The sequence below is a fragment of the Helicobacter sp. 23-1046 genome (assembly GCF_053654635.1).
Window position 1 is genome coordinate 416,435 of sequence record NZ_JBSIUS010000001.1, and the last position, 23,283, is coordinate 439,717.

At 40.2% G+C, this 23,283-nt stretch carries 26 protein-coding genes and 1 pseudogene; 11 read left to right on the forward strand and 16 right to left on the reverse strand.

The window, feature by feature from the left end:
- Window positions 1–94: 94 nt before the first annotated feature.
- Genes ACWIUJ_RS01975 through rsfS form a run of 3 tightly spaced genes read left to right on the forward strand, consistent with a single transcriptional unit; the run spans window position 95 to window position 3,016 of the window.
- Window positions 95–1,939 (forward strand): extracellular solute-binding protein, encoded by a 1,845-nt coding sequence (locus ACWIUJ_RS01975; RefSeq protein ID WP_454168641.1) that lies wholly within the window; start codon window positions 95–97, stop codon window positions 1,937–1,939.
- Window positions 1,936–2,661 carry a nicotinate (nicotinamide) nucleotide adenylyltransferase gene (gene nadD / locus ACWIUJ_RS01980; RefSeq protein ID WP_454168643.1) on the forward strand — a complete coding sequence of 242 codons (726 nt, stop codon included), beginning with the start codon at window positions 1,936–1,938 and terminating at the stop codon, window positions 2,659–2,661. Before ACWIUJ_RS01975 ends, nadD begins: the two co-directional genes overlap by 4 nt.
- A 22-nt stretch (window positions 2,662–2,683) precedes the next feature.
- Complete coding sequence (gene rsfS / locus ACWIUJ_RS01985) at window positions 2,684–3,016, forward strand: ribosome silencing factor (RefSeq protein ID WP_454152169.1); 333 nt, start codon at window positions 2,684–2,686, stop codon at window positions 3,014–3,016.
- Window positions 3,017–3,024: 8 nt separating this feature from the next.
- Here rsfS and ACWIUJ_RS01990 read toward each other — a convergent pair whose 3' ends face one another.
- The 5 genes from ACWIUJ_RS01990 to ACWIUJ_RS02010 all read right to left on the reverse strand — a co-directional run bounded on the left by ACWIUJ_RS01990 (window position 3,025) and on the right by ACWIUJ_RS02010 (window position 7,853).
- Window positions 3,025–5,667 carry a hypothetical protein gene (locus tag ACWIUJ_RS01990; protein ID WP_454168644.1) on the reverse strand — a complete coding sequence of 881 codons (2,643 nt, stop codon included), beginning with the start codon at window positions 5,665–5,667 and terminating at the stop codon, window positions 3,025–3,027.
- A gap of 77 nt (window positions 5,668–5,744) precedes the next feature.
- Window positions 5,745–6,125 (reverse strand): type II toxin-antitoxin system death-on-curing family toxin, encoded by a 381-nt coding sequence (locus tag ACWIUJ_RS01995; protein ID WP_454168645.1) that lies wholly within the window; start codon window positions 6,123–6,125, stop codon window positions 5,745–5,747.
- Window positions 6,122–6,331 (reverse strand): hypothetical protein, encoded by a 210-nt coding sequence (locus ACWIUJ_RS02000; RefSeq protein WP_454152172.1) that lies wholly within the window; start codon window positions 6,329–6,331, stop codon window positions 6,122–6,124. The genes ACWIUJ_RS01995 and ACWIUJ_RS02000 overlap by 4 nt, the downstream gene beginning before the upstream one ends.
- 75 nt (window positions 6,332–6,406) lie before the next feature.
- Window positions 6,407–7,669, reverse strand: a complete 1,263-nt coding sequence (locus tag ACWIUJ_RS02005; RefSeq protein WP_454168647.1) for an HD domain-containing protein — start codon at window positions 7,667–7,669, stop codon at window positions 6,407–6,409.
- A gap of 10 nt (window positions 7,670–7,679) precedes the next feature.
- Window positions 7,680–7,853: a hypothetical protein gene (locus ACWIUJ_RS02010; RefSeq protein WP_454152174.1), complete on the reverse strand. Its 174-nt coding sequence runs from the start codon at window positions 7,851–7,853 to the stop codon at window positions 7,680–7,682.
- Window positions 7,854–8,022: 169 nt separating this feature from the next.
- On the opposite strand from ACWIUJ_RS02010, the gene ACWIUJ_RS02015 reads away from it, so the two are divergent.
- Window positions 8,023–8,463, forward strand: a complete 441-nt coding sequence (locus ACWIUJ_RS02015) for a copper resistance protein CopD (RefSeq protein ID WP_454152175.1) — start codon at window positions 8,023–8,025, stop codon at window positions 8,461–8,463.
- A 75-nt stretch (window positions 8,464–8,538) separates the two neighbouring features.
- Here the strand turns inward: ACWIUJ_RS02015 and ACWIUJ_RS02020 are convergent, their stop codons facing one another.
- From ACWIUJ_RS02020 to ACWIUJ_RS02040, 5 genes are all read right to left on the reverse strand, one after another.
- The gene (locus tag ACWIUJ_RS02020) at window positions 8,539–8,748 is read right to left on the reverse strand and encodes a TOBE domain-containing protein (RefSeq protein ID WP_454168648.1); all 210 of its coding nucleotides are present in this window, start codon (window positions 8,746–8,748) and stop codon (window positions 8,539–8,541) included.
- A 217-nt stretch (window positions 8,749–8,965) separates the two neighbouring features.
- On the reverse strand, window positions 8,966–9,517 hold the full coding sequence (locus ACWIUJ_RS02025; protein WP_454152177.1) for a 2-oxoacid:acceptor oxidoreductase family protein: 552 nt from the start codon (window positions 9,515–9,517) through the stop codon (window positions 8,966–8,968).
- Window position 9,518: 1 nt separating this feature from the next.
- Entirely contained in the window at window positions 9,519–10,346 is an 828-nt protein-coding gene (locus ACWIUJ_RS02030; RefSeq protein WP_454152178.1) for a 2-oxoglutarate ferredoxin oxidoreductase subunit beta, read from the reverse strand.
- A 1-nt stretch (window position 10,347) separates the two neighbouring features.
- Window positions 10,348–11,472 carry a 2-oxoglutarate synthase subunit alpha gene (locus ACWIUJ_RS02035; RefSeq protein ID WP_454152179.1) on the reverse strand — a complete coding sequence of 375 codons (1,125 nt, stop codon included), beginning with the start codon at window positions 11,470–11,472 and terminating at the stop codon, window positions 10,348–10,350.
- Window positions 11,473–11,487: 15 nt separating this feature from the next.
- Window positions 11,488–11,802, reverse strand: a complete 315-nt coding sequence (locus ACWIUJ_RS02040) for a 4Fe-4S binding protein (RefSeq protein WP_454152180.1) — start codon at window positions 11,800–11,802, stop codon at window positions 11,488–11,490.
- 242 nt (window positions 11,803–12,044) lie between these two features.
- On the opposite strand from ACWIUJ_RS02040, the gene ilvC reads away from it, so the two are divergent.
- Window positions 12,045–13,091 (forward strand): ketol-acid reductoisomerase, encoded by a 1,047-nt coding sequence (gene ilvC / locus ACWIUJ_RS02045; protein WP_454152181.1) that lies wholly within the window; start codon window positions 12,045–12,047, stop codon window positions 13,089–13,091.
- Between the two features lie 226 nt (window positions 13,092–13,317).
- On the opposite strand, the gene ACWIUJ_RS02050 is transcribed toward ilvC, so the two are convergent.
- The 4 genes from ACWIUJ_RS02050 to ACWIUJ_RS02065 all read right to left on the reverse strand — a co-directional run bounded on the left by ACWIUJ_RS02050 (window position 13,318) and on the right by ACWIUJ_RS02065 (window position 16,672).
- A complete protein-coding gene (locus ACWIUJ_RS02050; protein ID WP_454168650.1) occupies window positions 13,318–13,854 on the reverse strand; it encodes a molybdate ABC transporter permease subunit in 537 nt (178 codons plus the stop codon).
- Window positions 13,844–14,407, reverse strand: a complete 564-nt coding sequence (modA, locus tag ACWIUJ_RS02055; RefSeq protein ID WP_454168652.1) for a molybdate ABC transporter substrate-binding protein — start codon at window positions 14,405–14,407, stop codon at window positions 13,844–13,846. The genes ACWIUJ_RS02050 and modA overlap by 11 nt, the downstream gene beginning before the upstream one ends.
- A gap of 285 nt (window positions 14,408–14,692) precedes the next feature.
- Window positions 14,693–15,844: a 1-deoxy-D-xylulose-5-phosphate reductoisomerase gene (gene dxr / locus ACWIUJ_RS02060; protein WP_454168653.1), complete on the reverse strand. Its 1,152-nt coding sequence runs from the start codon at window positions 15,842–15,844 to the stop codon at window positions 14,693–14,695.
- Between the two features lie 21 nt (window positions 15,845–15,865).
- Window positions 15,866–16,672 (reverse strand): phosphatidate cytidylyltransferase, encoded by an 807-nt coding sequence (locus ACWIUJ_RS02065; RefSeq protein ID WP_454168654.1) that lies wholly within the window; start codon window positions 16,670–16,672, stop codon window positions 15,866–15,868.
- A 264-nt stretch (window positions 16,673–16,936) separates the two neighbouring features.
- Between ACWIUJ_RS02065 and ACWIUJ_RS02070 the strand changes: the two are divergent.
- The 6 genes and pseudogenes from ACWIUJ_RS02070 to ACWIUJ_RS02095 form a co-directional block, all read left to right on the forward strand.
- A pseudogene (locus tag ACWIUJ_RS02070) lies at window positions 16,937–18,163 on the forward strand (S41 family peptidase); the annotation flags it as partial.
- A gap of 23 nt (window positions 18,164–18,186) precedes the next feature.
- A complete protein-coding gene (gene purC, locus ACWIUJ_RS02075) occupies window positions 18,187–18,894 on the forward strand; it encodes a phosphoribosylaminoimidazolesuccinocarboxamide synthase (protein WP_454152187.1) in 708 nt (235 codons plus the stop codon).
- 8 nt (window positions 18,895–18,902) lie between these two features.
- Entirely contained in the window at window positions 18,903–19,154 is a 252-nt protein-coding gene (gene purS, locus ACWIUJ_RS02080; RefSeq protein WP_454168655.1) for a phosphoribosylformylglycinamidine synthase subunit PurS, read from the forward strand.
- A gap of 82 nt (window positions 19,155–19,236) precedes the next feature.
- Window positions 19,237–19,917 carry a phosphoribosylformylglycinamidine synthase subunit PurQ gene (gene purQ / locus ACWIUJ_RS02085; RefSeq protein WP_454168656.1) on the forward strand — a complete coding sequence of 227 codons (681 nt, stop codon included), beginning with the start codon at window positions 19,237–19,239 and terminating at the stop codon, window positions 19,915–19,917.
- 21 nt (window positions 19,918–19,938) lie between these two features.
- Window positions 19,939–21,069, forward strand: a complete 1,131-nt coding sequence (locus ACWIUJ_RS02090; protein WP_454152190.1) for an SH3 domain-containing protein — start codon at window positions 19,939–19,941, stop codon at window positions 21,067–21,069.
- Window positions 21,053–21,790 carry a 1-acylglycerol-3-phosphate O-acyltransferase gene (locus ACWIUJ_RS02095; protein WP_454152191.1) on the forward strand — a complete coding sequence of 246 codons (738 nt, stop codon included), beginning with the start codon at window positions 21,053–21,055 and terminating at the stop codon, window positions 21,788–21,790. Before ACWIUJ_RS02090 ends, ACWIUJ_RS02095 begins: the two co-directional genes overlap by 17 nt.
- Here ACWIUJ_RS02095 and ACWIUJ_RS02100 read toward each other — a convergent pair.
- Both ACWIUJ_RS02100 and ACWIUJ_RS02105 read right to left on the reverse strand, forming a co-directional pair.
- The gene (locus ACWIUJ_RS02100; RefSeq protein WP_454168657.1) at window positions 21,762–22,586 is read right to left on the reverse strand and encodes a metal ABC transporter permease; all 825 of its coding nucleotides are present in this window, start codon (window positions 22,584–22,586) and stop codon (window positions 21,762–21,764) included. The genes ACWIUJ_RS02095 and ACWIUJ_RS02100 overlap by 29 nt on opposite strands.
- Window positions 22,579–23,259, reverse strand: a complete 681-nt coding sequence (locus ACWIUJ_RS02105) for a metal ABC transporter ATP-binding protein (protein ID WP_454168659.1) — start codon at window positions 23,257–23,259, stop codon at window positions 22,579–22,581. The genes ACWIUJ_RS02100 and ACWIUJ_RS02105 overlap by 8 nt, the downstream gene beginning before the upstream one ends.
- Window positions 23,260–23,283 lie beyond the last annotated feature (24 nt).

Below are 23,283 nucleotides of genomic sequence, written 5' to 3' on the forward strand. Positions count from 1 at the left end.
TTGCTAAAATTTTGCTAATGAAATGTTGCGTAAGTTTTGCAAATCATCACAAAAAGTGTAGCATTTTAGAATCTATGAAGCATAAAGTAAGCCGATGAAAAAAATCTTTTGTTTTGTTGCGTGTGTGATTTCTTATACGGTTGGTGTAGATTCTACGCACGCTATCGCGCTTTTTGGCACGCCAAAATATCCAAAAAACTTCACCCATTTTGAATACGCTAATCCTAATGCAAAACAAGGTGGCACTTTGCGAAGTCATCAAGTGGGGAGTTTTAACTCGCTTAATCCATTTGTGCAAAAGGGCAACGCAGAGGGCAATATTTTAGCCTTAGTGTATGATACACTTGGCGTGGGTAGCCTTGATGAGGCGGCTACGGAGTATGGATTGATTGCAAAGGAGTTTATTATAGATTCTAAGGGATTTTACTTAGAATGCCATTTGAATGAAAACGCACGCTTTAGCGATGGTGTGAAAATAACCGCCCAAGATGTGAAATTTAGCTTTGAGACATTAACAACGCTTGGTAAAATCGAATATCAGCGGTATTACGCAGATGTAGAGCGTGTGGAGATTCTCTCTACTTTTAAAGTGCGCTTTTATTTTAAAAACAACCAAAACTCCGAATTACCCCTTATTTTAGCGCAACTTCCTATTTTGCCAAAGCATATTTTTATGCAGGGAGAGAAAAATACTTTTGGGGAAAATCCCTTGCAAAATCCTGTGGGAAGTGGAGCATACAGCGTGGAATCTTATGATGTAGGGCGCAAAATTGTTTTTAAAAAAAATCCACATTATTGGGCGAAAAATCACCCTGCACGAAAGGGATTTTTTAACTTTGAAAACATTATAATCGAGTATTACAAAGAGCCCGTAATCGCGCAACAAGCGTTTTTAGCTGGAGAGTATGATTGGCGCGTGGAGAGTAGCGCGAAAGTGTGGGCGAAAGATTATCAAAGCAACAAAGAGAATCTCCTCTCAAAAATAGTCATTCCAAACAAACTTCCAAGCACATTTCAAGGATTTTTCTTTAACACCAAAAATGAATTTTTTGCCAATCCCCTCGTGCGTGAGGCGATTTTTTATGCGTTTGACTTTGAGTGGAGTAATGTCAATTTGTTTTTTAATCAATATGAACGCACAATTAACATTTTTGATAATTCGCGTTTTGCTTCTAGTGGGATTCCTAAGGGATTAGAGCGACATATTTTAAGTCAATTAAAACTCAATGATACGCGCATTTTAGGACAGCATTTTATTGTCCCGCGCACGGATTTTGCCCTGCCTGCAAATATACAATCTGGCTGGATAAATTGGCTTGGGGTAAAGCATTTGGATAATGCAAAGGTTATGGGGCAAGACAAAAGAGAGAATCTTAAATACGCAAGCGCACTTTTAGCCAAAGCTGGATTTAGATTCCAAAATGGTTATCTTGTGGATTCTCAAGGCAAGCGGTTGGCGTTTGAGATTCTTATCAATTATGACGGGTTTGAGCGTATTTGTCTGCCATTTATGAAAAATCTCCAAAAACTTGGCATTGAAGTCAAACTTACCAAAGTCGATGATACGCAATACACTAATCGCTTGCGAAATTTTGAATATGATATGGTGGTTGAGCTTGTGGGGCAGAGCTTAAATCCGGGCAACGAGCAGAGGTTTTATTGGGGGAGTGAAGCAGCGCGAAATGCTGGAGGGCGAAACTACGCACGCATTGAGGATAACAATGTCGATAGACTTATCGAGGGGCTTATCAACGCAAAGAGCGAAGAAGAGAAAATAGCTTATGGCAGGGCGTTAGATAGAATCTTGTTATGGGGATTTTACACGATTCCGCATTTTCACGCTAAGGGCTATCGCGTGGCGTATTGGAATGACAAAATCGCTATGCCAGCAATCGCACCAATATACGGATTTGACCCATATTTATGGTGGGCGAAATGAATACAAACATCCATAAAAACGACAAAAACATCAATGCAAACGATATAAAAGCCCCACAAATAGCAATTTTTGGCGGGAGCTTTGACCCATTTCATAATGGGCATTTAGCGATAGTTGAGCAGTTTTTAGGACATTTTTGTGTCCAACATCTTTTTTTGCTTCCCACATTTTGCTCGCCTTTTAAGAATCAAAGTGCATTGAGCCCACAAACACGACTAGCGATGTGTGAGCGCATAGCCACGCACATTAACGCGCAAAACAACACACAGATTCTCAAAGTATGTGATTTTGAAATCACGCAAAACAGGGTAACTTATAGCATTGAGAGTGTGAAGTTTCTCTCTCAAACGCAAGGCGTGCAAAAGCTGTATTTTTTGCTCGGGTTTGATAGTTTTGTCTCTTTGGGGCAGTGGAGAGAGATTGATGAGCTTGCTAGGCGCGTAGAATTTGTGGTATTTGGCAGAGATGGTGCGAGTGAATCGGACTTTACACACGCTTTGGAGGAACTTTGTGTGCGATTAGATTCTCCAAATCCACAAAGCACGCAACCAAGTCCAAAGCATTCAAAGATTTTGCGCGCGCATTTTTTGCCTCTAAGCCACCATATCGCCTCCTCATCACTTAGGGAGGATTTGGTGCGATTTGGGGTGGAGCGCATTATGGGGCAAATTCCGCCACCACTGCATAGCTTACTACGAGAATCTGCTATAATAGCGCGATAATTTGATTACACAAGGATAAAAATTGGAAGTAAAAGATAAAGTGCAAGACATTATCACGCTCTTAGAGGAGAAAAAGGGCGAGGACATTTATGTCGGGGATATGCGCGAGAGGGAATACTTAGTAGAGTTTGTCATCATCGTTACGGCTATGGCTGGCAAGCATTCCTATGCGTTGCTTGATTATCTTAAAAGTGAGCTAAAGGAGAGGGGTGTGGTGTTTTACGCCACTGATGAGGAGAGTGAGGATTGGCTTATCGCGGATTTGGGCGATGTAATGGTGCATATCTTTACGCATAATCACCGCGCGAAGTTTAATTTAGAGGAATTTTTATCAACTTTACCAAAGCGCGTGTAATGTAACTGCTACTCCATCAAAAACTTGTATTCATAGATTTTTGGTTCGATTTTTTGGGCGAGGTTTGCAAGGGCTACATTTAGGCTAGACATAAGCGCGTTAAAATACTCATCTTTGCTTGTGGCGTTTAGCTTGCCTTTTTTGTTTTTGCCATTTTCGCCCTCTTTTTCGCTTATTTTGCGTCCTTTGAAAAACTCTTTTATATCATAGAGGCTTGCATTTGGATTGTAAGGTGCGTAGGGGTTTGCTAGGCTTTGTGGAGATTTTTTATCACTTGCAGTTGCGTGATAATATCGCCAAATCTCTCGCCCTGCGTTAAATACGGCTTGCGCTTCCTTGCTAAATGCTAGTGGCTTTGTGGGGATAAAGTCGCGCGATTGCTTATAAAGGTTTAAAGAATCTTGTGATTTTTGGGAATCTATTTTGATTTTGCCATTGATAAAGCGCACTATAAAGTCGCTAGCAAACGCGCTTTTTGCTCCGACTTCTTTTTCGCTAAATGGGATAAAATGGTTTATAAATCCGCTATTGTTGTCATACTGAGCTTGCGAAGCAAGCGAAGTATCTCTATTGTTTTTGTTTTGAGATATTTCGCTTCGCTCAATATGACAAGAAATGCGATTTTGGGAGTGAAAAAGCGCGAAAGCAAGGCAATCGTTGTGAAATTCTGTGTCCTGTTGCCATTTTTTATTTGGATACAAAAATTGGTCTCTGTCATTTATCCACGAGGCTTTTATCGCTTGACGCACCGCGAAATATACGCAACCAACAGCAAAATTTTTCGCGCTCATAACCCAAAAATTAAAATGCTCAATTCCCTTTTTCTGCGAAATATACATTTGGTTGTTGTGCTGAAAATCTGGTGATGGATTACATAAATATCCTAAAAATTTATCTTTATTAGATTCCGCGCTTTTATTGTCAAATTGTTTTATCCATTTATTGATGCTCTCCTTTGGATTTGCTTGCAATTTCTTTTTGCCTATTTTTTTATTGCTGTCATTAAAAATATCCACTTTTATTTTTTTGATTTCTTTTTTATCGCCTAGATTCCACACCAAAAAGCCGATAGGGAATTGCCCTTTGACATTATCAAACGAATAAGCAGGACAAATAAAACCTTTCAAAAATTTTGCTTGAAAGGTTTCTCTAAATTTTATAAAATTTGTAGAATTGACATATTTTAGCGTAGAAAAACTCCCCAAAATGCAGTTTGAAATCTCTTTATAAATTCGCATAAAAAACTGCGCGAAAAGCTCATTATTTGCCTTGCCTAGCTCATCTTTATATCGCTCGCAAATCATATTCTCTCGCGCAACTTTTGCTTTATTTTTTCCCGTTCCTGCGGGAGTTTTGCCCGAAGTTGCCTCCGCATACGGCGGATTGATAAAAATCACTAGCTTTTGTGGCGTATTTTTGATGATATGTTGCAGGGATTTTGGGAGTTTGGATTCTGCGATGATTTTGCCATTTTTATCCACCGTGTCAAACAACTCATCATTGAGAAAATCAAAAGCAAAAATATGCTCCTCGCAGAGATTTGCGCCATTTTGGATTCTCTCTTTCATTATGTCTATGTCGGCTTTATCTATCGTGCTTGCGTAAATTTTGTATTTATCGCTTAGATTTGCAAGCAGATTGCCAGTCCCTGCGGCACAATCCCAAATATAATACTCCTCCTGCCAATCCTCCCCTAAGGCTAACGCTAGATAATCTTGTGCTTTTTGCACCCATATTTGTGGCGTGAAAAATGCTCCCTTGCGCTCGCGTATGTCTTGAGGCACGAGCAAATCACGCCGCTTAATGATATAATCCCAAAACTCCTCTTTAGGCGGTCGCTCATAGATATTCCAAAACTTGCTATGCGCTTTTTGAGAATCTTTGAAAAACACTTCGCTAATATTTAGCCTGCCACTTTTTAGCTTCTCTAAGGCGATACGATAATGGTCTTTATCAAGCAAGATTCTAAGATTTTCATAGATGGCTTTGGTGGTATTATCATAGCTTAGCAAATCGGCTAGATAAAAATCGCTATCTAAAATCTCTGGCTTCTCTGCCTCCCAATCAATGCTAATGCTAGGCTTTACGCACGCTAGCCATTTGGTATAAATAGCAATAAAGTTGTTTTTGGTTATGGGGATTTTGGAGAGATTTTTGTTGCTTAGCGTGAAATTAGTGGCGATGAAATTTTCTAGCTCTGCCCTGTCTTGCCCAAAATCAAAAATAAGGCTTTTTGATTCTAGTAGGCTTTTGATTTTGGCGTGGAGTTGCTTAAATTCTTTGGTGGTGTAATCGCTTGGAGCTACATTCCAATTAAAATCATTTTGGCTAAAAATGCTCATTATTTCGTGGTATTGGATAAAAGCGATTTTCTCACAATCAAACGCACCCAAAAACGCAGGAGGTAGCATATCCTCATACAAATCGGCTTTGCCGATAGTCAAAATCAGCTGGACAAATGAGGCGTAAATATCGCTTTTGCCCTTTTTTGCTTCTGCCCAAAGAAAATGCAAAGATTCTGTGTCGTATCGGTAGCTTATACAAAAATCGATTTTGCCAAAAGGCTCGTAATCAAATGGTGCAAAAAACTCCTTTGCTACGCGCGCTTTGAGTGCTTCTTCGCTAATATCAAGTGGGAAATATGTTTGCATTTGCTAGCCTTTACATTTAAAATCTTGTCATTATAACGAAATTTTTAGCCTAGATTTGTCCTGCTAAATCGTGGCATTCATAGTCCCAAAAGTTTTGCCAAAAAGTCGTGTAAGGATTCTTTGCTTAATTCATCGCTTGCGACATTTACTACGACATCTTCTAGCTTGGCGTAAAAATCGCTTGGTAGATTTTGCGGTGCATTTAGCTTGATAAATGCTTTTGCTAGGTAAATCGCGCTTCGTTTGTTGCCATCTAAAAATGGGTGGAATTTCACACAGCAAAAGATTAAATGAGTGAGTTTATCTAAGAAGCTAGGGTAGAAATCATCATTTTGTATATGCTCTAGCGCGGATTCTAAATAGGCTACACGCGATTTATCAAAGCCATTTAGCCCGCCCATTGTATCCATAATATCATCGTGCAAAGCGATAACATCATCAAGTGAGAGGTATTTCATTTATCTTTTAGCCTCTCAAATACCGCGTAATTTTGAGGTTTTTTTAAATCCTCTAGCATTTCTTTTTGCAATGCTTTAAAATCAAAGCTTTCCTTTTTATCGATTGTGTTGCCCTCTTTTTGTGTGATTGTGGCATTTGCAGTTTTTGCCATTTTGACAAAATCTGGCAAAAATTCTTCTTTGACATTTTCTATAACTAAAGTCATTTGACACTCCTTTAAATTTTAAAATCTTGTCATTATAGCCAAATCTTTAGCCAACCTGCTTTTTAGCGCACTTTCCTACTCAAACTCCCTAAATACCGCGCCTATGTCAAGTCCGTTTATCACTTCGCTCCCGCGTTTTTCTAAGATTCCTTGTGCGCCATCGATTAAATCCCTGCTAGAAATCCCGTGCGTGATAGAAATCTTTGCCTCCAAATACGCGCTCAAATGGTCGCACGCTTTTAAAAATTCCCCGCAAATTGGCTCGTATTCATCAGCGTTAAATCGCGAAAAAAGCTCCTCGCTCGATTTTGCATAATGCGCAAAGCATTCGATTTTGTAGCGATTGGCAAATTCATTTTGCGTGAAATACACAATATCATCTTTGATATTTTCTGGCACTTTTGAGAGGATTTTCTCCTCCACCGCTTCAGCTTCGATTTGCTTTATATACTCATCTAGTCCTAGCACATTGTGCTTTATGGGCGAGATTATGTCGCGGGTTAGCACTTCTGGCAAATCGTGGAAAAGCCCGCAAAGAAAGTGATTTATCCGCATCGCTTTGCACGCGCCTAAATCTAGGCTTAGCAAATACGCACTTAGCGCGACTACGAGCGTGTGTCCTAGCACGGAGGTTTCGGGGATTCTAGGGGTTTGACTCCATCGCTTTTGAAATCGAAGCTGCCCTAGCATAGTGATGAGTTCGCGCACATCTTCATAGAGTGCGATTTGCTGCATTCCCGCTAGGTGATAATGCCCCTCGACTTGCTTGTCGATGATTTTTTTGATATTTTGCACATCATACATTTTGGTGTTAAAGTGATAAATAATGTCAAATTCCCATTTTGACGCGTAATAATGCGCCGCTTGCAAAATCTCACTCTCTAAAGATTTGCCACGACTAATGTGCGCGCTATGCTGGCTAGCAACTTCGCTTGAAATATGTTCGCTAGAAGTGAGATACTCGCCCATATTGTCAAAAAAATTATATGCTCCCAAATCAGATTCTAGATTTGCCAAAGTAAATTTCACTAGCTCTTTGTTGTGCCGAGTGATGAGCTTATGAAACACAGGGGGTTTAATGTCAGTCAAAATCACGCGCTCAAAAAACTCATAGCAAAACTGCAAAATAAGTCGCTCCCAATCGATTGTGGCATTGTGGAAATGCTCCTCATAGCGTGCAAGCAAGTAGGCAATCACCATTTTGTGTGCTTGCTTATCTAGCTCGACAAACTCCACAGGGCAGGCTTGGTCATTCCACCGCCGAATCGATGCGGCGGTAAAGATTTTGCGCAAGAGGGAGGTTTTAAGACGCGGGGATTTTAGGGATTTGGTATTCATTTGCGGGTTTTTATTTTTTATAGTAGTTGCCCTCAATCCCTACACAAGTTTGCTTACACTCGCCCTTTGTGCATTGAGTTTCACATTGCGCAGCTTGATATGAGCCTATGGGCTTTTTCTTCGCACACGCACTAAGGGAAATCCCCAACGCCACGACACCAAATAAAATCATTGCTTTTTTCATTTTGCACTCCTTAAAAGGTAATTTACCTTAGATTCTAGCAAATTTTATTCTTACTTTGTAGAATCTGTGTTTCAACATACCATAAAATCCATTCTAAAAGTAGTATCGTTTATCGTTTGCTTAGATATATATGATTTAATAGAGTAAATTTACACAATAAGGAGTTTGTATGGAAGTGATATATCCCTATCTTGTGATTGTGCATTTGTGTTGCGCTATCATTTTCGTAGGATTTTTATTTACTGATGTGGTCATTTTAGGATATGTGTTTAAGCGATTAGACGAGCAAAAGGCACGCGAGGTAAAAAGTCTTTTAGGAAGCATTGAGACAAAGATAATGCCACCTTGCTTGCTTTTGCTTATTTTAAGTGGTGGGGCTATGCTCTCTAGCTATATTGGCGGGGATAAGGGATATTTTGAAAGTCCATTCCAAACATTGCTTATTATAAAGGCAATTTTTGCGTTGAGTATTTTTGGCTTAGCGGCATTTTCGCTTTCAATGTATTATATCTTTAAGCGTCCAAATCCACTTGGCAAATATACACACCCCATTGTTTTTGGCATTGCTGTAATTGTCGTGTTGTTGGCGAAATTTATGTTTATAGTGTGAGTGAAGTTTAATTAAAAAATGTTAAGTAAGAGTGGAAGTTATTAAGCGCGTTTTACGCATTTAATGGATTTTTGGCTACTTTGTGCCCACGATTACCGAAGTTGCTTTGATGATTGCATAGGCTTCTTTGCCTACACTTAAGCCCAACTCGCTAATAGATTCTAGTGAAACGGTCGCACTAATAGTGTTGCCATCACTAATGTCGATTTTCACAATGGCATTTACTGAACCCTTTTGAATGTCTGTGATTTTGCCTTTAATTTGATTTCTTGCGCTGATATTCATTGCAATCTCCTTTTATGTTAAATTTGTTGCTTTTGTGGGGCAACTTGGAGATTGTAAATTAAGAAAGTTAAATATATTAAAAAACATAAATTGATTTTGCTTGGTTTTTGATGCAGTGTAGGAATCTCGCATTGCGATGATTTCTGCACGATAGATTTTTGCGGTTTGGAAGATTCTCTAAATTATGTGTAATTTAAGAGAATCTGTATTGTATTGTTTATCCAAGTGCTTTGAGTGCGTATTTCTCACCTAGCTCATACGCCTTTTTATTGACTTCTTGCACTTTAGCTGGGACTTTTTCTAGCATTGTGTGGAATACAAGGTCTCTATCCACGCATTTTGTCATTGTTACGGTGATTGCTAATGCCACGACTGATTGCGTTACGACATTTCCCACTTCTTCTTTAGCAATGCTAATGATTGGAATCTCATAGATTCTATATTTTTTCTTATCCTCATCACTTGGATGCACGAGGTTGGATTCTACCACGATGATTCCGCCTTCTTTGACACCACTTTTAAACTGCTCGTAGCTCACTTGTGCGGTTGAGAGCATAAAGTCAATTTCACCCTCATCGGCATAAGGATATAAAATCTCATCGCCATCAAGCAAAATATCCACCTTAGTAGGACCACCACGCACTTGAGAAGTATAAGTAGAAGCCTTCACGCCAAAGCCTTTATCTTTAATCTTTGCCTCCGCGAGAATCTCCCCCGCAAGTAGCACGCCTTGACCGCCCACACCTGTAAAACGAAGTTGATGTTCCATTTTAATGTCCTCCTTGAGCTTGCGCTTTTTTAATGACTTCATCATAAGCCTTGCAGTATTCCATTTTTCCTGTTTCGTGCTTTAACACACCTGTTGGAAATTTGTCTATTTTTTCCTCATCGCTAAGCGTGTCGTATTTATTTTTAGGGACAATGCGAGATTCTATCCACTCAAGCATTTTGGTTGCATCGCCCATTTTGTTTTTACGCCCAAGATTGATGTGGCAGTTACTATGCACTTCAAAGAAGCTAAAGCCCTCGTGTGCGAAGCCCTCAACAAAAAGTTTCTCTAACTTTTTAGGCGTTAAAATGCTCTCTCTCCCTACAAAAGTCGCACCAGCAGACATCGCAAGCTCGCAAGGATTAAACGAATTGTCAATGTTACCGTATTGCGCTGTAACCGTCCAAAAGCCTTTTGGCGTAGTTGGCGAGGTTTGTGAGTTTGTGAGCCCATAGATAAAGTTGTTAATCAACACGAGGTTAATGTCAATATTGCGCCTGCACGCGTGAATGGTGTGATTCCCACCAATCGCCATAGAATCGCCATCACCAGAGATGACAATGACCTTTTTATCAGGGTTTGCAAGTTTAATCCCCGTAGCATACGCTAGTGTCCTGCCGTGTGTAGTATGCACGGTGTTACAATTCACATAAGATGAGAATCTCCCGCTACAACCAATCCCACTGACGATACACACATCGTCCATTTTCCACCCAAGTGAATCAATCGCCCTAATCACAGACTTTAGCACTACTCCATCTCCACAGCCCCAGCACCATAGTGTGGGCATTTTGTCCATTCGTAAGTATTCTTCGTAATTAAATGCCATTTTACAACTCCTGTATTTTTTTGATGATTTCGCTAGGAGATATGCTCCTGCCGTTTGCTTTGCCTAAAAAGGCTACTTTGCGACATAAAATGCGCTCAATTTCTTCGAGGTATTGTCCTTTGTTTAACTCGACTACGAGGATTTTTTGCACTTTTTTACCTAGAGATTCTAGCTGTTTGCGTGGGCTAGGCCAAATTGTGATAGGGCGGAACATTCCCACTTTTTTGCCCTCTTTGCGAAGTTTGTTAATTGCTTCACGCACAGATAATGACACTGAGCCATACGCAATAATCGCTATTTCAGCGTCATTGAGTTCATATTCCTCGCATTCTACGATGTCATCGACATTGTTTTGAATCTTGCTAAAAAGTCTATCGATGAGGTTTTGTGAGAGTTTTTCATCTTCTGTTGGGAATCCTGTTGGTCCGTGATGAAGCCCCGTAATGTGGTAGCGATACCCCTTAAAGAACGGATTAAGCACCGCAGGCTTGCCATCTTGCACTCCATAAGGTTTGTAATCTTTAGGGTCGCCCTTGAATTGCTCTCTATTGACAACTATCTTTTTAACCTCTTCTAAATCAGGGATAAATGCCTTTCCGTGCATATGCCCGATAGTCTCATCAAGGAGTAAAAACACAGGCGTCATATATTTTTCTGCAAGGTTAAACGCCCGCACGGTTTGTGTATAAGCCTCGCTTAGATTCCCAACGGCAATGGCAATGGAGCAAAAATCTCCGTGGCTTGGAGCTTTTGCTTGATTTATATCACCTTGTGAAACGCGTGTAGGCAATCCTGTGGATGGACCACCGCGCATCACATCAACCACTACTAATGGAATCTCAGCCATAAAGCCATAGCCAATTTGCTCGGCTTTAAGTGAAATGCCCGGACCAGAAGTCGCTGTCATCGCCTTTTTACCACTCATCGCTGCTCCCAAAGCTACGGAAATACCAGCGATTTCATCTTCCATTTGGATAAACTTGCCTCCCCTTTTTGGTAAAAGCACACTCATTTCGTGTGCAATCTCTGATGAGGGCGTGATTGGATAGCCCCCAAAAAAACTACAACCCACATCTATTGCAGCTGTTGCTGCTAATTCATTTCCGCCTGTAATGACCTCTCGCATTCTTTCTCCTTACCTTTAATCTACAAGCATAAACTTGTTGTCTTTTACGCGTTGAGCGCGTTCCTTAGCTTCTGCGCTTGGTTTAGCGAATTTAAACTCACCTTTAGCCGCCACAAAAATTGCAAAATCAGGGCAATGCAACTCACATTCATAGCACCCGATACAACTCTCAGGGTGCGCTACCGTGATGATTTTACCTAAAATTCGCTCATCATCTTTACGCATTCCTAGCACACCACTTGGACACAAAGATACGCATATATCGCACGCCTTGCACCTTGTCTCATCTACCCAAACCGGAGTATTTTCCGGAGCTTGTTTTACACCCATTTTTTATCCTTTCCTTCTAAATGTATTTAACAATGTTTGTATATTATTGTATTTTCTTAAAATATAGGTTATTTTTACAAAAAAAGCTAAAAAGTTAAAAAAATAGTTACATTGTGTGTCATTTTTACGAGAGAAATTCGGCGATTTTAGAGAATCTTTGCTATTTTTACACAATCTTAAACAAAATTGCCCTATAATCCAAAATCTGTTTTTAAAATTTAAACTTAAAAAAGGAGATTGCAATGAGTTCTCAATCAAAATCAAACGCATTAAAGGTGTATTACGACAAGGATTGCGATTTAGCCCTTATCCAAAAGAAAAAAGTCGCAATCATCGGCTTTGGCTCGCAAGGACACGCTCACGCGGAAAATCTGCGCGATAGTGGCGTAGAGGTGATAATCGGGCTGTATAAAGGCGGCAAAAGCTGGGAAAAGGCTAAGGCAAAGGGCTTTACCGTGCTAGAAGTGCCTGAAGCGACCAAAAAAGCGGATATTATAATGATTTTAATCCCTGATGAGTTGCAAGCTGATGTCTTTGCCCGCGACATTGCGCCACATTTAAGCGAGGATAAAATCATCGCTTTTGGGCACGGATTTAACATTCACTTCGGGCAAATCACCGCACCAAAAGGCATAGGAATCATAATGGTAGCTCCAAAAGCTCCCGGGCACACGGTGCGAAGCGAATTTGTCGCTGGTGGGGGGATTCCTGATTTAATCGCGGTGGAGCAAGACACCTCAAAAGGCGATGCCAAAGCGATCGCGCTAAGCTATGCGTGCGCTATCGGTGGCGGACGAAGCGGAATCATTGAAACAACATTCAAAGACGAAACCGAGACAGATTTATTTGGCGAGCAAGCTGTGCTATGCGGGGGCGTAACGAGTCTTGTCAAAGCGGGATTTGAGACATTAGTAGAGGCTGGCTACCCTGAAGAAATGGCGTATTTTGAGTGCTTGCACGAGCTAAAACTCATTGTGGATTTAATCTATCAAGGCGGGCTAGCGGATATGCGCTACTCTATCTCAAACACCGCAGAGTATGGCGATATGGTAAGCGGACCACGCGTAATCAACGAGCAATCTAAGCAGGCGATGAAAGAGATTTTGAGCGAAATCCAAAACGGACGCTTTGCTAAAGACTTTATCTTAGAGCGCAAGGCTGGCTATGCGCGAATGAATGCAGAGCGCAAAAACTTGGCAAATCATAGAATCGAGCGTGTGGGTGAAAAACTCCGCGCAATGATGCCTTGGATTGGCAAAGGCAAGCTCATCAATAAAGAGAAAAATTAAGGGTTATTTTGGTTTATTTTGTCTCTTTGGTTTGTTTCTAAAAGCAAAAGAGACAAAAAGTTTATTTGCTCACTAAAGCGCAAGAGCAATGAAGATTTAGAATCTGTTTATCGTTCTTGTTGTAAATGACGCAAGACAAGAAAAATCCCTAAACACACAATACCTAAAATTATCGCATAAAAGCTTGCTTTGTGATATTCTGCGCCTAGCGTGGCATTATAAATTGCTAGTGAAATAGTCTCACTTCTGCCAATGATATTTCCCCGATTAGGAGTGTAATCCCCACTTCACCAATCGAGCGGGCAAACCCTAAAAATAATGAACTAATGAGTGTTTTATAAATACAGGGGAGACTTACAAAAATAAAAGTGTAGATTTTGCCTTTGCCAAGTGTGTAGGCAATGCTTTCTAAATCTCTAATCCTACCACCCAGCACAGATTCTATAGGTTTAACAACAAGCGGTAATCCAGCGATAAAACTCGCCAATACTACTGCTTCAAAACTAAAAAGTAAGTCTAAAAAGCCAAATATGCCATTTTGTCCAAGCAGTAAAAGCAAAAAATATCCAATCGCAATAGGAGGAAACACCAAAGGTAAGGTAACCACAATATCCACAACGCTAGCAATTACATCTTTTGTGTGACTTAAAAATAACCCAAGTCCCACCCCAAAGACAAGATAAAGTAGCACACAAATCGCGCCAACTTTGAGACTCAACCAAAATGGCGCATAGTCAATGCTCTCTAAAAGATTATAATCCATATTTTGCAAAAATTGCTTTTGCTTCTTCGTTTGTGCTTACAAACTCAATAAATGCGCCAAGCTCCTTATTTTTGGATTTTTTTAAAGTCGCAATGCTAATGTTGATAGGCGAATAGAGACCAGAATCTATCTCAATCATTGTGCCTAGCTTGTCTTTAGAAGCTAGATAATCACTAATGTTAATAAAGCCCACTTCCACGCTTCCATCGATAAGATATGTGCTTACTTGTGGCACGGTAGCAAGAAATAGAAGTTTAGATTCCAAATCCTCATAAAGTTTTGCATTTTGGAGAAACTCCACTGCGGCAATGCCATAAATCGCCTTTTTGGCATCAGGCAGAGCGATTTGCTTAAACTTGCTCAAATCCTCTAGCTTTTTTAATCTAGCCTTTTTGCTCCCCACCAGCACAAGTTTGCCCTTGCCTATGGGTGTTGGTGTATTGACTTTAAGTTTAGAGTGTTCAATAAACCGCTCATCACCCAAAATTGCATCAATTTTGCCACTTTGCTTTGCTTGCTCGATAACTTGCTGTAAGTTGCCATAAGTGTGCAAAACTTTTTTGCCACTTCTTCTAGTGGCTTTTTATATCCAGCACCTGCAGCGATAAGCACCTCTGCTTGCGCAACACTAAATCCCAATAAAAACACTAAAATTACCTTGAATTTCATTTGCACTCCTTAAATTATATTAAATTTCATATATTATATCTAAAAATACTATCGCATTCATAACTTTTAGCTAAAATTTGTAGCCTATCTCCATACAAAACTGCCTGCTAAGTTTATAAATAGGCACATTTAAAATATCATAATTTAGCGTGGCATCTTTAGTAAAAATTTAAATGAGATTTTGTGCGTATTGCCTCACCTCGTTATCGACATAAGCTATATCTTCATAACTCATAAGCCCCAATGAGCTTATATTGCTAAATTTTTGCAACGCAGATTCTATTATTTTGACAATGTTGCCAAAAGTGATTTTTTCTTGCAAGAACGCATTAACGGCGATTTCATTGCTTGCATTGAGCACTATGCCTAGCTTTGGTGAGCTTAATAACTCATCTTTTAAGTTCCATAGTGGATAACGCGCTGTGTCAATCCCTCTAAGCGCAATGTTGCAAAACTTCGTCATATCAAATGGTGCAATAAGCCCAAGATTGCGTGCTTTGGTAGAATCTAGCGCATACGCAATGGGGAGTTTCATATCAGCCACGCTTAAATGCGCGCTAAGAGAGCCATCGATAAACTCAACCAATGCGTGGATAAGTGAGCTTTGTTCAATGTAGGCGTCAATTTCTCGCACACCAAAAAGCCAAAATGTTTCAAGCACTTCAAAAAGTTTGTTTGCCATTGTCGCACTATCAATAGTTATCTTTTGCCCCATTTTCCAATTTGGGTGCTTGAGTGCAGATTGCAGGCTTGCATTTGGAAGTTCCATAAGAGGCATATCGCGCAATGCACCGCCACTTGCTGTGATAATAAGTCGTTTAAGTGTTTGAGAATCTTTATCACGCAATAAGTAACTAAGCCCAAAATGCTCGCTATCAATGGGCGTAATAGTATAATCACCAAAAAGCCAGCCCCCACTCACTAGACTTTCTTTATTGGCGAGGGCAAGTTTTTTGCCACATTGCTTTGTTTTAAGGCTTGGGGCTAGCCCAGCAAATCCCACAATGGCGTTTAGCACAAGGTTTGATTGGCTTGATTCTAACATTTCTATAATGCCACTTGTCCCATAAAAAACCTCAATATTATGTTGTTTTATAAGGGTTGTATCAAGTTTGTCCCTATCTTTGGAATCTGCTATACAGATTTTTTGTGGTGTGTATTCTTTGATTTGGGTGTTTAGTAGTGCGATATTACGCCCAGCACTTAGAGATTCTATCTTTATGTCAAAGGATTTTGCCACACTAAGCGCATTCACCCCAATAGAACCTGTGCTACCAAGAATGATAAGGGTTTGTGTAGTGTCGTTGGTTGTTGGCGTCATAGTATTAAGAGAATCTGTGCTCTATACTTCAAATAATGAGAGTAAAAAAAGCATCGTAATACCGCCAAACAGCACAGCATCAAGTCTATCAAGCACACCACCGTGTCCGGGGAATACATTGCCACTATCTTTCATCTCTGCTTCCCGCTTCAAATAACTCTCAAATAAATCACCAAACACACTGCTAATAGCGATAAGAAACGCATATAGCACAGAGAGGAAAAAATGTGGCGTGAATCCTATGAGTAAAAAACTCCCAATAATTCCACCTGTAAAAATACCAACGACTACGCCCTCAATGGTTTTTTTAGGAGAGGTTGGACAAAATGGCGTCTTGCCAAATGCCTTGCCTCCAAAATACGCCGCACTATCTGTGCAAGCCACAATGACAATGAGGGAAACAAGACCAAGCCTATCGTGCTGTGCATAAAGTGCTAAAAGTGCCAAAAATGGGAGTGTAGGGTAAATAAAAGGGCAAAAAACTTTTGGTGTAATACTTTTGGTATAAGCAAGGTAACCCGCATAAATCATTAGCACAATAAGTGCTGGGTAAAATACACCGCTTATATTATCACTTTGTTCAATGTAAAGATACGCTCCAATCCAAATTGCCACGCTAGCAAGGTAAAAATGCAACGCAGATTCTATTTTATATAAGCGAAGTGCCTCACAAATAGATGCGACAAAAAGCGCACCTAAAGTAAGCCAAACAATAAAAATGCTATTTATGGTAAAAATTATCACCAAAGCAAGAATCAAAATGCCAGCCGTAAGCACGCGAGTCTTGTGTTCGGGACTAAATAAAGTGTTAAGAAAGTTTTTTAGCATATTTTTCCTTATAGGCAAAACTACATTTATGTGAGTTATGTGGCGTTAATACCTCGTTAGATTATAGCAAAAAATTTTATGTTTGTAAAAAAGTAAGAAAATTTTGCTAGAATAAGGGATTTTTTAAAAAATACTTCAAATTTAAAGAGGTTGCAAATGGTAGAGAATAAGAAACCTATATCGTTTATGTTGATGTTAGGGTTGTTGCTTTGGGCGGTTTTTGGTTTAGGTGTAGGATTTGGTGCTACAAATAAGGAGCAAAATCGTCTTGATGCGTATAAAAAATTACGCAAGGTCATTAGTGAAATTGAAGATGAATATGTCGATGAAATGCGCATTGATGAAATCGTGGATAAAGCGATTGTAGGGTTATTAAAGAATCTTGATGCACATTCAAGTTTTCTTAACAAAAAGCAATTTGATGATTTAAAAACCCAAACAGATGGTGAGTTTGGCGGACTTGGAATCACACTTGGTATAAAAGATGGTGCGCTTACTATCATTGCTCCTATTGACAATACTCCAGCGTATAAAGCGGGGCTAAAAAGCGGAGATGTGATTTTAAAGATAAATGAAGAAAGCACTCTTGATATGACCATTGATGAGGCGGTGGCTCTAATGCGAGGCAAACCGCGAACAAAGATTGAGCTTACCATCGTGCGTAATGGAGAGAACAAACCACTTGTTTATAGCATTGTCCGCGATATTATCCGCGTAGATTCTGTGAAGGTTAAAAAAATACAAGGCACAAAATATGCCTATGTGCGTGTAAATTCGTTTGATAGAAATGTAACGATGAATGTGCGCAACGGGCTTAAAATGCTGGGTAAAGTTGATGGGATTGTGCTTGATTTACGCTCAAATCCCGGAGGGTTACTCAACCAAGCAGTAGATTTATCAAGGCTTTTTATCAAAAGCGGAGTGATTGTCTCTCAAAAAGGGCGTAAAAAAAGTGAAAATGTTGAGTTTAAAGCAAGCGGGAGCGCATTGTATGCTGATGTGCCACTTGTTGTGCTTATCAACGGAGGAAGTGCGAGCGCAAGTGAGATTGTCGCTGGAGCGTTGCAAGACCATAAAAGAGCTCTTTTAGTCGGCGAGCAGAGCTTTGGTAAAGGAAGCGTGCAGGCTGTGAAGCAAATTGACGCAGGGGAGGCTATTAAACTTACTATTGCAAAGTATTATCTTCCAAGCGGGCGCACGATACAGGCGACAGGATTAGAGCCTGATGTGGTCGTTTATCCGGGCAGTGTGCCAGAGAATGAAAACAACTTCTCTCTTAAAGAAGCAGACTTGAAGCGACATTTAAAGGGTGAATTAGAAAAAATCAAAGACGAAAAGCAAAATGCCAAAACAACAAACACAGAATCCAAAAATACCCAAGATTCAAAAGAAATAAGCAACAAAGATGTAACCCAAGAAGACATTTATAAAGACATTCAGTTAAAAACAGGTATTGATATGCTTCGTGCGTGGGCGGTGCTTAAAAAATAACAAGCAAAATGTAAGGAGTAAAGATGAATAAACAACAAATGCTGTATGAAGGAAAAGGGAAAAAGCTTTTTGCTACGGATAATCCAAATGAAGTCATCACGGAGTTTAAAGATGATTTAACTGCGTATAACGCACAAAAAAAGGGGAGTGAGAAAGGCAAGGGCGCACTAAATTGTAAAATCAGCACGGCACTTTTTGAGCTTTTAGAATCTAAAGGGATTCCCACACATTTTATCAAAATGATTGATGAGAGTAATATGTTATGCAAAAAGGCGCGGATTATCCCTATCGAAGTGGTTGTGCGCAATGTCGCGGCTGGTTCATTATCTAAGCGTTTGGGGATTTTAGAGGGGGAGTGTTTGCCATTTGCGCTTGTGGAGTTTTTTTACAAAGATGATGCGCTTGGCGACCCACTTATCAATGATGAGCATTGCAAACTTCTTAATATCAGCACAAGAGAGGAAAATGAATTTTTGCGAGAACAAGCACGCAAGATAAATGAGATTCTCAAAGATTTTTTTATCGCCAAAGATTTGCGTCTCATTGATTTTAAGCTTGAATTTGGTAGAGATAGTAGCGGAAATATTTTGCTTTGCGATGAGATAAGCCCTGATAATTGTCGATTTTGGGATAGGCAAAGCAACCAAAAACTTGATAAAGATAGATTCCGTGAGGGTATTGGAGAAGTCAAAGTCGCGTATGAGGAAGTTTTACGCCGTATTTTACGCTAGGGGAGAATATGCGTATAAAAGCTATTGTAACATTAAAAAGTGGTGTGTTAGACCCGCAGGCTAAGGCGATTTATCACGCGTTGCACGCACAGGGATTTGAAAGTGTGGAGGGTGTGAAACTCGCACGACAAATCATCCTTACTTTAAAAACCAACGATAAAACCCAAGCATTAAGCGAAGCAAAGCAAATGTGCGAGAGTTTGCTTGCAAATATGGTGATTGAAGAATATTGCGTGCAAGAATGCGATTCACAAGAATAGAACTCATAAAATACAATTTGGAGAATGAGCGATGAAAATGTATGCGGAGAGCAAAAAGAACAACACACATAAGGCATTATAAATGAGTGTGGCAATCTTGCAATTCCCCGGCACAAACTGCGAACAAGATGTCGCCTACGCGTATAAAAGCCTCAAAGAAAATGTAAAAATCATTTGGCATAAATGCGAGAATCTCCCAGATGAGACCACACTTGTAGTTGTTCCCGGTGGTTTTAGCTATGGAGATTATTTGCGTAGTGGCGCGATAGCACGATTTAGTCCTATAATGCGTGCGGTGGAGCGATTTGCTAAAGAAGGTGGTTATGTGCTTGGCATTTGTAATGGCTTTCAGATTCTCTGTGAAGCTGGGTTGTTGCCCGGTGCATTGAAACGCAACGAAAATTTACATTTTATCCATCAATGGCAAGATTTGCGTGTATGTGCTAATGACAATGCGTTTTTGTGTGATTACACGCTAGATAGCGTTATTTCGCTACCTATCGCCCACGCCGATGGCTCATATTATATTGATGAGGTGAGCGCACAGGCATTAGAGCAAAACAATCAAATTTTATTGCGCTATCAAAGCAATATAAATGGCTCTATTGGCTGCATCGCTGGAGTGTGCAATGAGAACAAAAATGTCTTTGGGCTGATGCCTCACCCTGAGCGTGCGATAGAATCTATGCTCGGTGGAGTAGATGGTTTAGCGATGTTAAAGGCATTGTGTGAAAATGCCAATACACTTCATCACATAGGCTAGAATCTAAAAGGGAGAATGCAAATGAGAGAGCAGTTTTTAAGGATTATGTGTTTTGTGCTACTTGTTTGTGGAGTGGCATTGAGTCAAGAAGACGAAGAGAATGAAGTATATGAGCGTCCAAAAATCGTGTATGTGAATGTGGTTTCTGCTCCACAAGAAGATGAAGAGTTTTATGTCGGGCAGGAAGTGCGGGTTACTTATGAGATTTCACTCCTTGCAGGAGCGAAGCTTAGAAGTGCGAAATTTAGTAGTGCATATAGCGGAAAGTTAGAGCTTAGAAATAAGCCAAATTGGGAAAATCTAGGCAACAATACTTTAAGCGCGACTTATGTTTTTAAGATTCTCTCGCGCAATGCTAGTATCCCAGCAATGCTTGTAAATGCCATTAGTGCTGATGAAAGCTATGAGGAGAGTGTGAGTGCAAATCAAATACAAATTAAAACTACTGACTTACGCTCAAACGCGAGATACACGGGCGTGCTTGGGAGTGATTTCAAAGTCTTATGGCATAAAGAAAAGGCAAGCACAAATGAAAATATTGTCATTTTTGAGTTTGAGGTCAAAAGCCCCAATGCAGAAGATTTGTATTTTAAAAATATTAAGAATCAAGGCTTTGATGAGCTAAATACTATTGATGGCGTAGCTCGCGGGATTTATTATGTGTTGTTACCAAAGGAGCAAAGCGAGCTTAACTTTGAATACTTTAACCTTAATACTGCGCGATTTGAGGCGGTGAGATTCCCTATCAATGCTACTGATGAAATAGTAACAACCCAAAGCGAACTCGCCCCAAAGATTGGCTCAGTATTTTTTAAGCGCATAGCACTTGGTTTAATGGCAGCGTTATTTATAGGGCTTTATTTTTGGCGTAATTATAAAGTTTTTGTGTTTCTTGGGGCGATTTTTATCGGTATGATAATTTATGATGTCGTGCTTAATAGCGATTTTGGCACGGTGGAATCAGGGGCGCAACTAAGCATTGTGCCAATGAAAAACTCCACTATTATAAGAGTTATAGAATCTTCCACTCCAGCACAGATATTAGGAGAGAGGGCAGCAGTGATTGATGGAGAAAGTGTGATGTTTTATAAAGTGCTTATCGATGATGAGCAAGTAGGTTGGGTGCGGGGTGAGTATGTCATCAAAAAATAACGACTTATCATTGCTTCAAAAAATATGGGCAACGATTAAAGGGATTTTTGCCACATTGATTATTTTAGGATATTTGCCATTTATTATCGTGCAAATTTACTTTTTGCGACACAAAGACAATGGTAAAAAAGCGCGTTTAAAATGTTGGGTATTTTTCACTCTAAATGGTTTTAAGGTTGAGCGGGTAGGGGAGTTTGATGAGAGTGCGCAACTCATTATGCTTAATCACCAAAGTGTGGGGGATATTATATTTTTAGAGAGTTCTCACCCTAAAAATATTTGTTGGATAGCAAAGAAACAGCTTGGTGAAGTTCCATTTTATGGTTACGCGCTTACGCTCCCTGAAATGATTTTAATAGATAGACAGGATAAAAGTGGCACATTGCATTTGCTCAAAGAAGTAAAGAGTCGTTTAGCACAGGGGCGACCTATTGTCATTTTCCCTGAGGGCACGCGTGGTAGAGGAAATGAAAAACTCTTGCCATTCAAACAGGGTGCGAAAATTATCGCGCAAAAATTCAAGCTAAAGATTCAGCCAATTTTACTCATTAACTCACGCAAAATGTATGATACCTCGCCTGTGCGCTCTTTGAGTGATACTGCTCGTATCGTTATGCTTGATGCTTTTATGCCTGATTTTACTGATGAGAAATGGTATGAGAATCTTGAAAAACTAATGAATGAGGAATATGCTAAACACTACGCACAAATGAACCCATAATATTTAAACCCACAAGCACAAAGCAAAAGCACGCCACGAGGATAATACTTGCTCCGCTTGATAGATTGAGCGCGTAGGATAGTGCCAAACCTATCAAACAAAATACCGCGCTTAAAATGCACGAGAGTAGCATTATCCCGCCCAAAGTCCGTGCAAATCGCTCCGCGATAAAGCAGGGAATCCCAAGCAATGCAAGCACCAAAATAAGCCCCACCACGCGCATAGCCACCACCACGCAAAGCGCGATAACACATACCAAGACTACATACAAAATCCCCGTTTTTACCCCCTTTAGCCCTGCAAACTCGCTATCAAAGCTCATCGATTCAAACTGCCGATAAAGCGCAATCGCAATGCCAACAAACAGCATATCACACACGCCCATAATCGCCAAATCTTCCCCACTAATCGCCAAAATATTGCCAAATAAATAGCTCATCAAATCCCCGCCAAAATCGCTACTTTTATCCACCAAAATAATCCCAAACGCCATACCAAACGCCCAAATCACCGCGATTACATTATCGCTTCTATGCGGATAGGCTTTGCTAAGATATGCCACGATAATGGCTAAAAATAGCGCGAACATCGCCGTGCTAGCAAACATAGCAACGCCACTAAGCCCTAGATAAAATCCAAGTCCGATTCCCCCAAATGCCCCGTGCGTAATGCCTCCTGCTAGTGAAAAGAGCCGATTTATCATTACTAATGAGCCGATAATCCCACACGCCACGCTTACCAAAATCGCGCCAAAAATGGCATTTTGCATAAAGCTAAAAGAGAGAATCTCAAACATTTGTGTCCCTTAAATGTTGCACCTTTTGCGGATTTTGTCGCCACTCTAGCGTGCGATTAAGCGTTGCGACTTTGTTTGCGTATTTACTTGCCAAATCCACATCGTGGCTAATGAGTAAAATCCCCACGCCATTTTTATGCAAGCACTCTAAAAGGCAGAAAATCGCCTCCGCGCTTTGCTTATCCACACTCGCACTTGGCTCATCTAAGATTAGTAGTTTGCACTCCCCCACCAAAGCCCGCGCGATAAAGACTCTCTGTCGTTGCCCTCCGCTTAAATCATTTAGATTTCTATCCCAAAGATTTGCGATTCCCACAAGTGAGAGAGCATTTTGTGCTTTGTCTTTGTCGCGTTTGGGGGCAAAGCCAAAGGTTCTGCTTCCCACAAGTCCCATAGTAATGCAGTCAATGGCGCGAATCGCAAAGTTTGGGTTTGCCTGCGTGATTTGGGGGACATAGCCCATTTGCGTAGTTTTGACATAGCGCGTTATGTGTGGATTTTGCGGGTGCAAAATACCTAAAATTAGCCTTATTAGCGTAGATTTTCCTCCGCCATTTGCCCCCGTAATCGCCAAAAAATCGCCACTAAAAAAGCGCAAGTTTATGTTTTCTAGCACGGGCGGTTGATTTGTGCCATAAGCAAAGTCCAAATTTTCTATCCTAAAAAGCTCCATAACATTACCTCAAAAATTGCGAAA

What these genes read in the sequence shown, in the direction of transcription:
- ACWIUJ_RS01975 (WP_454168641.1), top strand. Translation starts at nt 95, where the DNA reads ATGAAAAAAATCTTTTGTTTTGTTGCGTGTGTGATTTCTTATACGGTT.
- nadD (WP_454168643.1), top strand. Translation starts at nt 1,936, where the DNA reads ATGAATACAAACATCCATAAAAACGACAAAAACATCAATGCAAACGAT.
- ACWIUJ_RS01990 (WP_454168644.1), bottom strand. Translation starts at nt 5,667, where the DNA reads ATGCAAACATATTTCCCACTTGATATTAGCGAAGAAGCACTCAAAGCG.
- ACWIUJ_RS01995 (WP_454168645.1), bottom strand. Translation starts at nt 6,125, where the DNA reads ATGAAATACCTCTCACTTGATGATGTTATCGCTTTGCACGATGATATT.
- ACWIUJ_RS02000 (WP_454152172.1), bottom strand. Translation starts at nt 6,331, where the DNA reads ATGACTTTAGTTATAGAAAATGTCAAAGAAGAATTTTTGCCAGATTTT.
- ACWIUJ_RS02005 (WP_454168647.1), bottom strand. Translation starts at nt 7,669, where the DNA reads ATGAATACCAAATCCCTAAAATCCCCGCGTCTTAAAACCTCCCTCTTG.
- ACWIUJ_RS02010 (WP_454152174.1), bottom strand. Translation starts at nt 7,853, where the DNA reads ATGAAAAAAGCAATGATTTTATTTGGTGTCGTGGCGTTGGGGATTTCC.
- ACWIUJ_RS02015 (WP_454152175.1), top strand. Translation starts at nt 8,023, where the DNA reads ATGGAAGTGATATATCCCTATCTTGTGATTGTGCATTTGTGTTGCGCT.
- ACWIUJ_RS02020 (WP_454168648.1), bottom strand. Translation starts at nt 8,748, where the DNA reads ATGAATATCAGCGCAAGAAATCAAATTAAAGGCAAAATCACAGACATT.
- ACWIUJ_RS02025 (WP_454152177.1), bottom strand. Translation starts at nt 9,517, where the DNA reads ATGGAACATCAACTTCGTTTTACAGGTGTGGGCGGTCAAGGCGTGCTA.
- ACWIUJ_RS02030 (WP_454152178.1), bottom strand. Translation starts at nt 10,346, where the DNA reads ATGGCATTTAATTACGAAGAATACTTACGAATGGACAAAATGCCCACA.
- ACWIUJ_RS02035 (WP_454152179.1), bottom strand. Translation starts at nt 11,472, where the DNA reads ATGCGAGAGGTCATTACAGGCGGAAATGAATTAGCAGCAACAGCTGCA.
- ACWIUJ_RS02040 (WP_454152180.1), bottom strand. Translation starts at nt 11,802, where the DNA reads ATGGGTGTAAAACAAGCTCCGGAAAATACTCCGGTTTGGGTAGATGAG.
- ilvC (WP_454152181.1), top strand. Translation starts at nt 12,045, where the DNA reads ATGAGTTCTCAATCAAAATCAAACGCATTAAAGGTGTATTACGACAAG.
- ACWIUJ_RS02050 (WP_454168650.1), bottom strand. Translation starts at nt 13,854, where the DNA reads ATGGATTATAATCTTTTAGAGAGCATTGACTATGCGCCATTTTGGTTG.
- dxr (WP_454168653.1), bottom strand. Translation starts at nt 15,844, where the DNA reads ATGACGCCAACAACCAACGACACTACACAAACCCTTATCATTCTTGGT.
- ACWIUJ_RS02065 (WP_454168654.1), bottom strand. Translation starts at nt 16,672, where the DNA reads ATGCTAAAAAACTTTCTTAACACTTTATTTAGTCCCGAACACAAGACT.
- purC (WP_454152187.1), top strand. Translation starts at nt 18,187, where the DNA reads ATGAATAAACAACAAATGCTGTATGAAGGAAAAGGGAAAAAGCTTTTT.
- purS (WP_454168655.1), top strand. Translation starts at nt 18,903, where the DNA reads ATGCGTATAAAAGCTATTGTAACATTAAAAAGTGGTGTGTTAGACCCG.
- purQ (WP_454168656.1), top strand. Translation starts at nt 19,237, where the DNA reads ATGAGTGTGGCAATCTTGCAATTCCCCGGCACAAACTGCGAACAAGAT.
- ACWIUJ_RS02090 (WP_454152190.1), top strand. Translation starts at nt 19,939, where the DNA reads ATGAGAGAGCAGTTTTTAAGGATTATGTGTTTTGTGCTACTTGTTTGT.
- ACWIUJ_RS02095 (WP_454152191.1), top strand. Translation starts at nt 21,053, where the DNA reads ATGTCATCAAAAAATAACGACTTATCATTGCTTCAAAAAATATGGGCA.
- ACWIUJ_RS02100 (WP_454168657.1), bottom strand. Translation starts at nt 22,586, where the DNA reads ATGTTTGAGATTCTCTCTTTTAGCTTTATGCAAAATGCCATTTTTGGC.
- ACWIUJ_RS02105 (WP_454168659.1), bottom strand. Translation starts at nt 23,259, where the DNA reads ATGGAGCTTTTTAGGATAGAAAATTTGGACTTTGCTTATGGCACAAAT.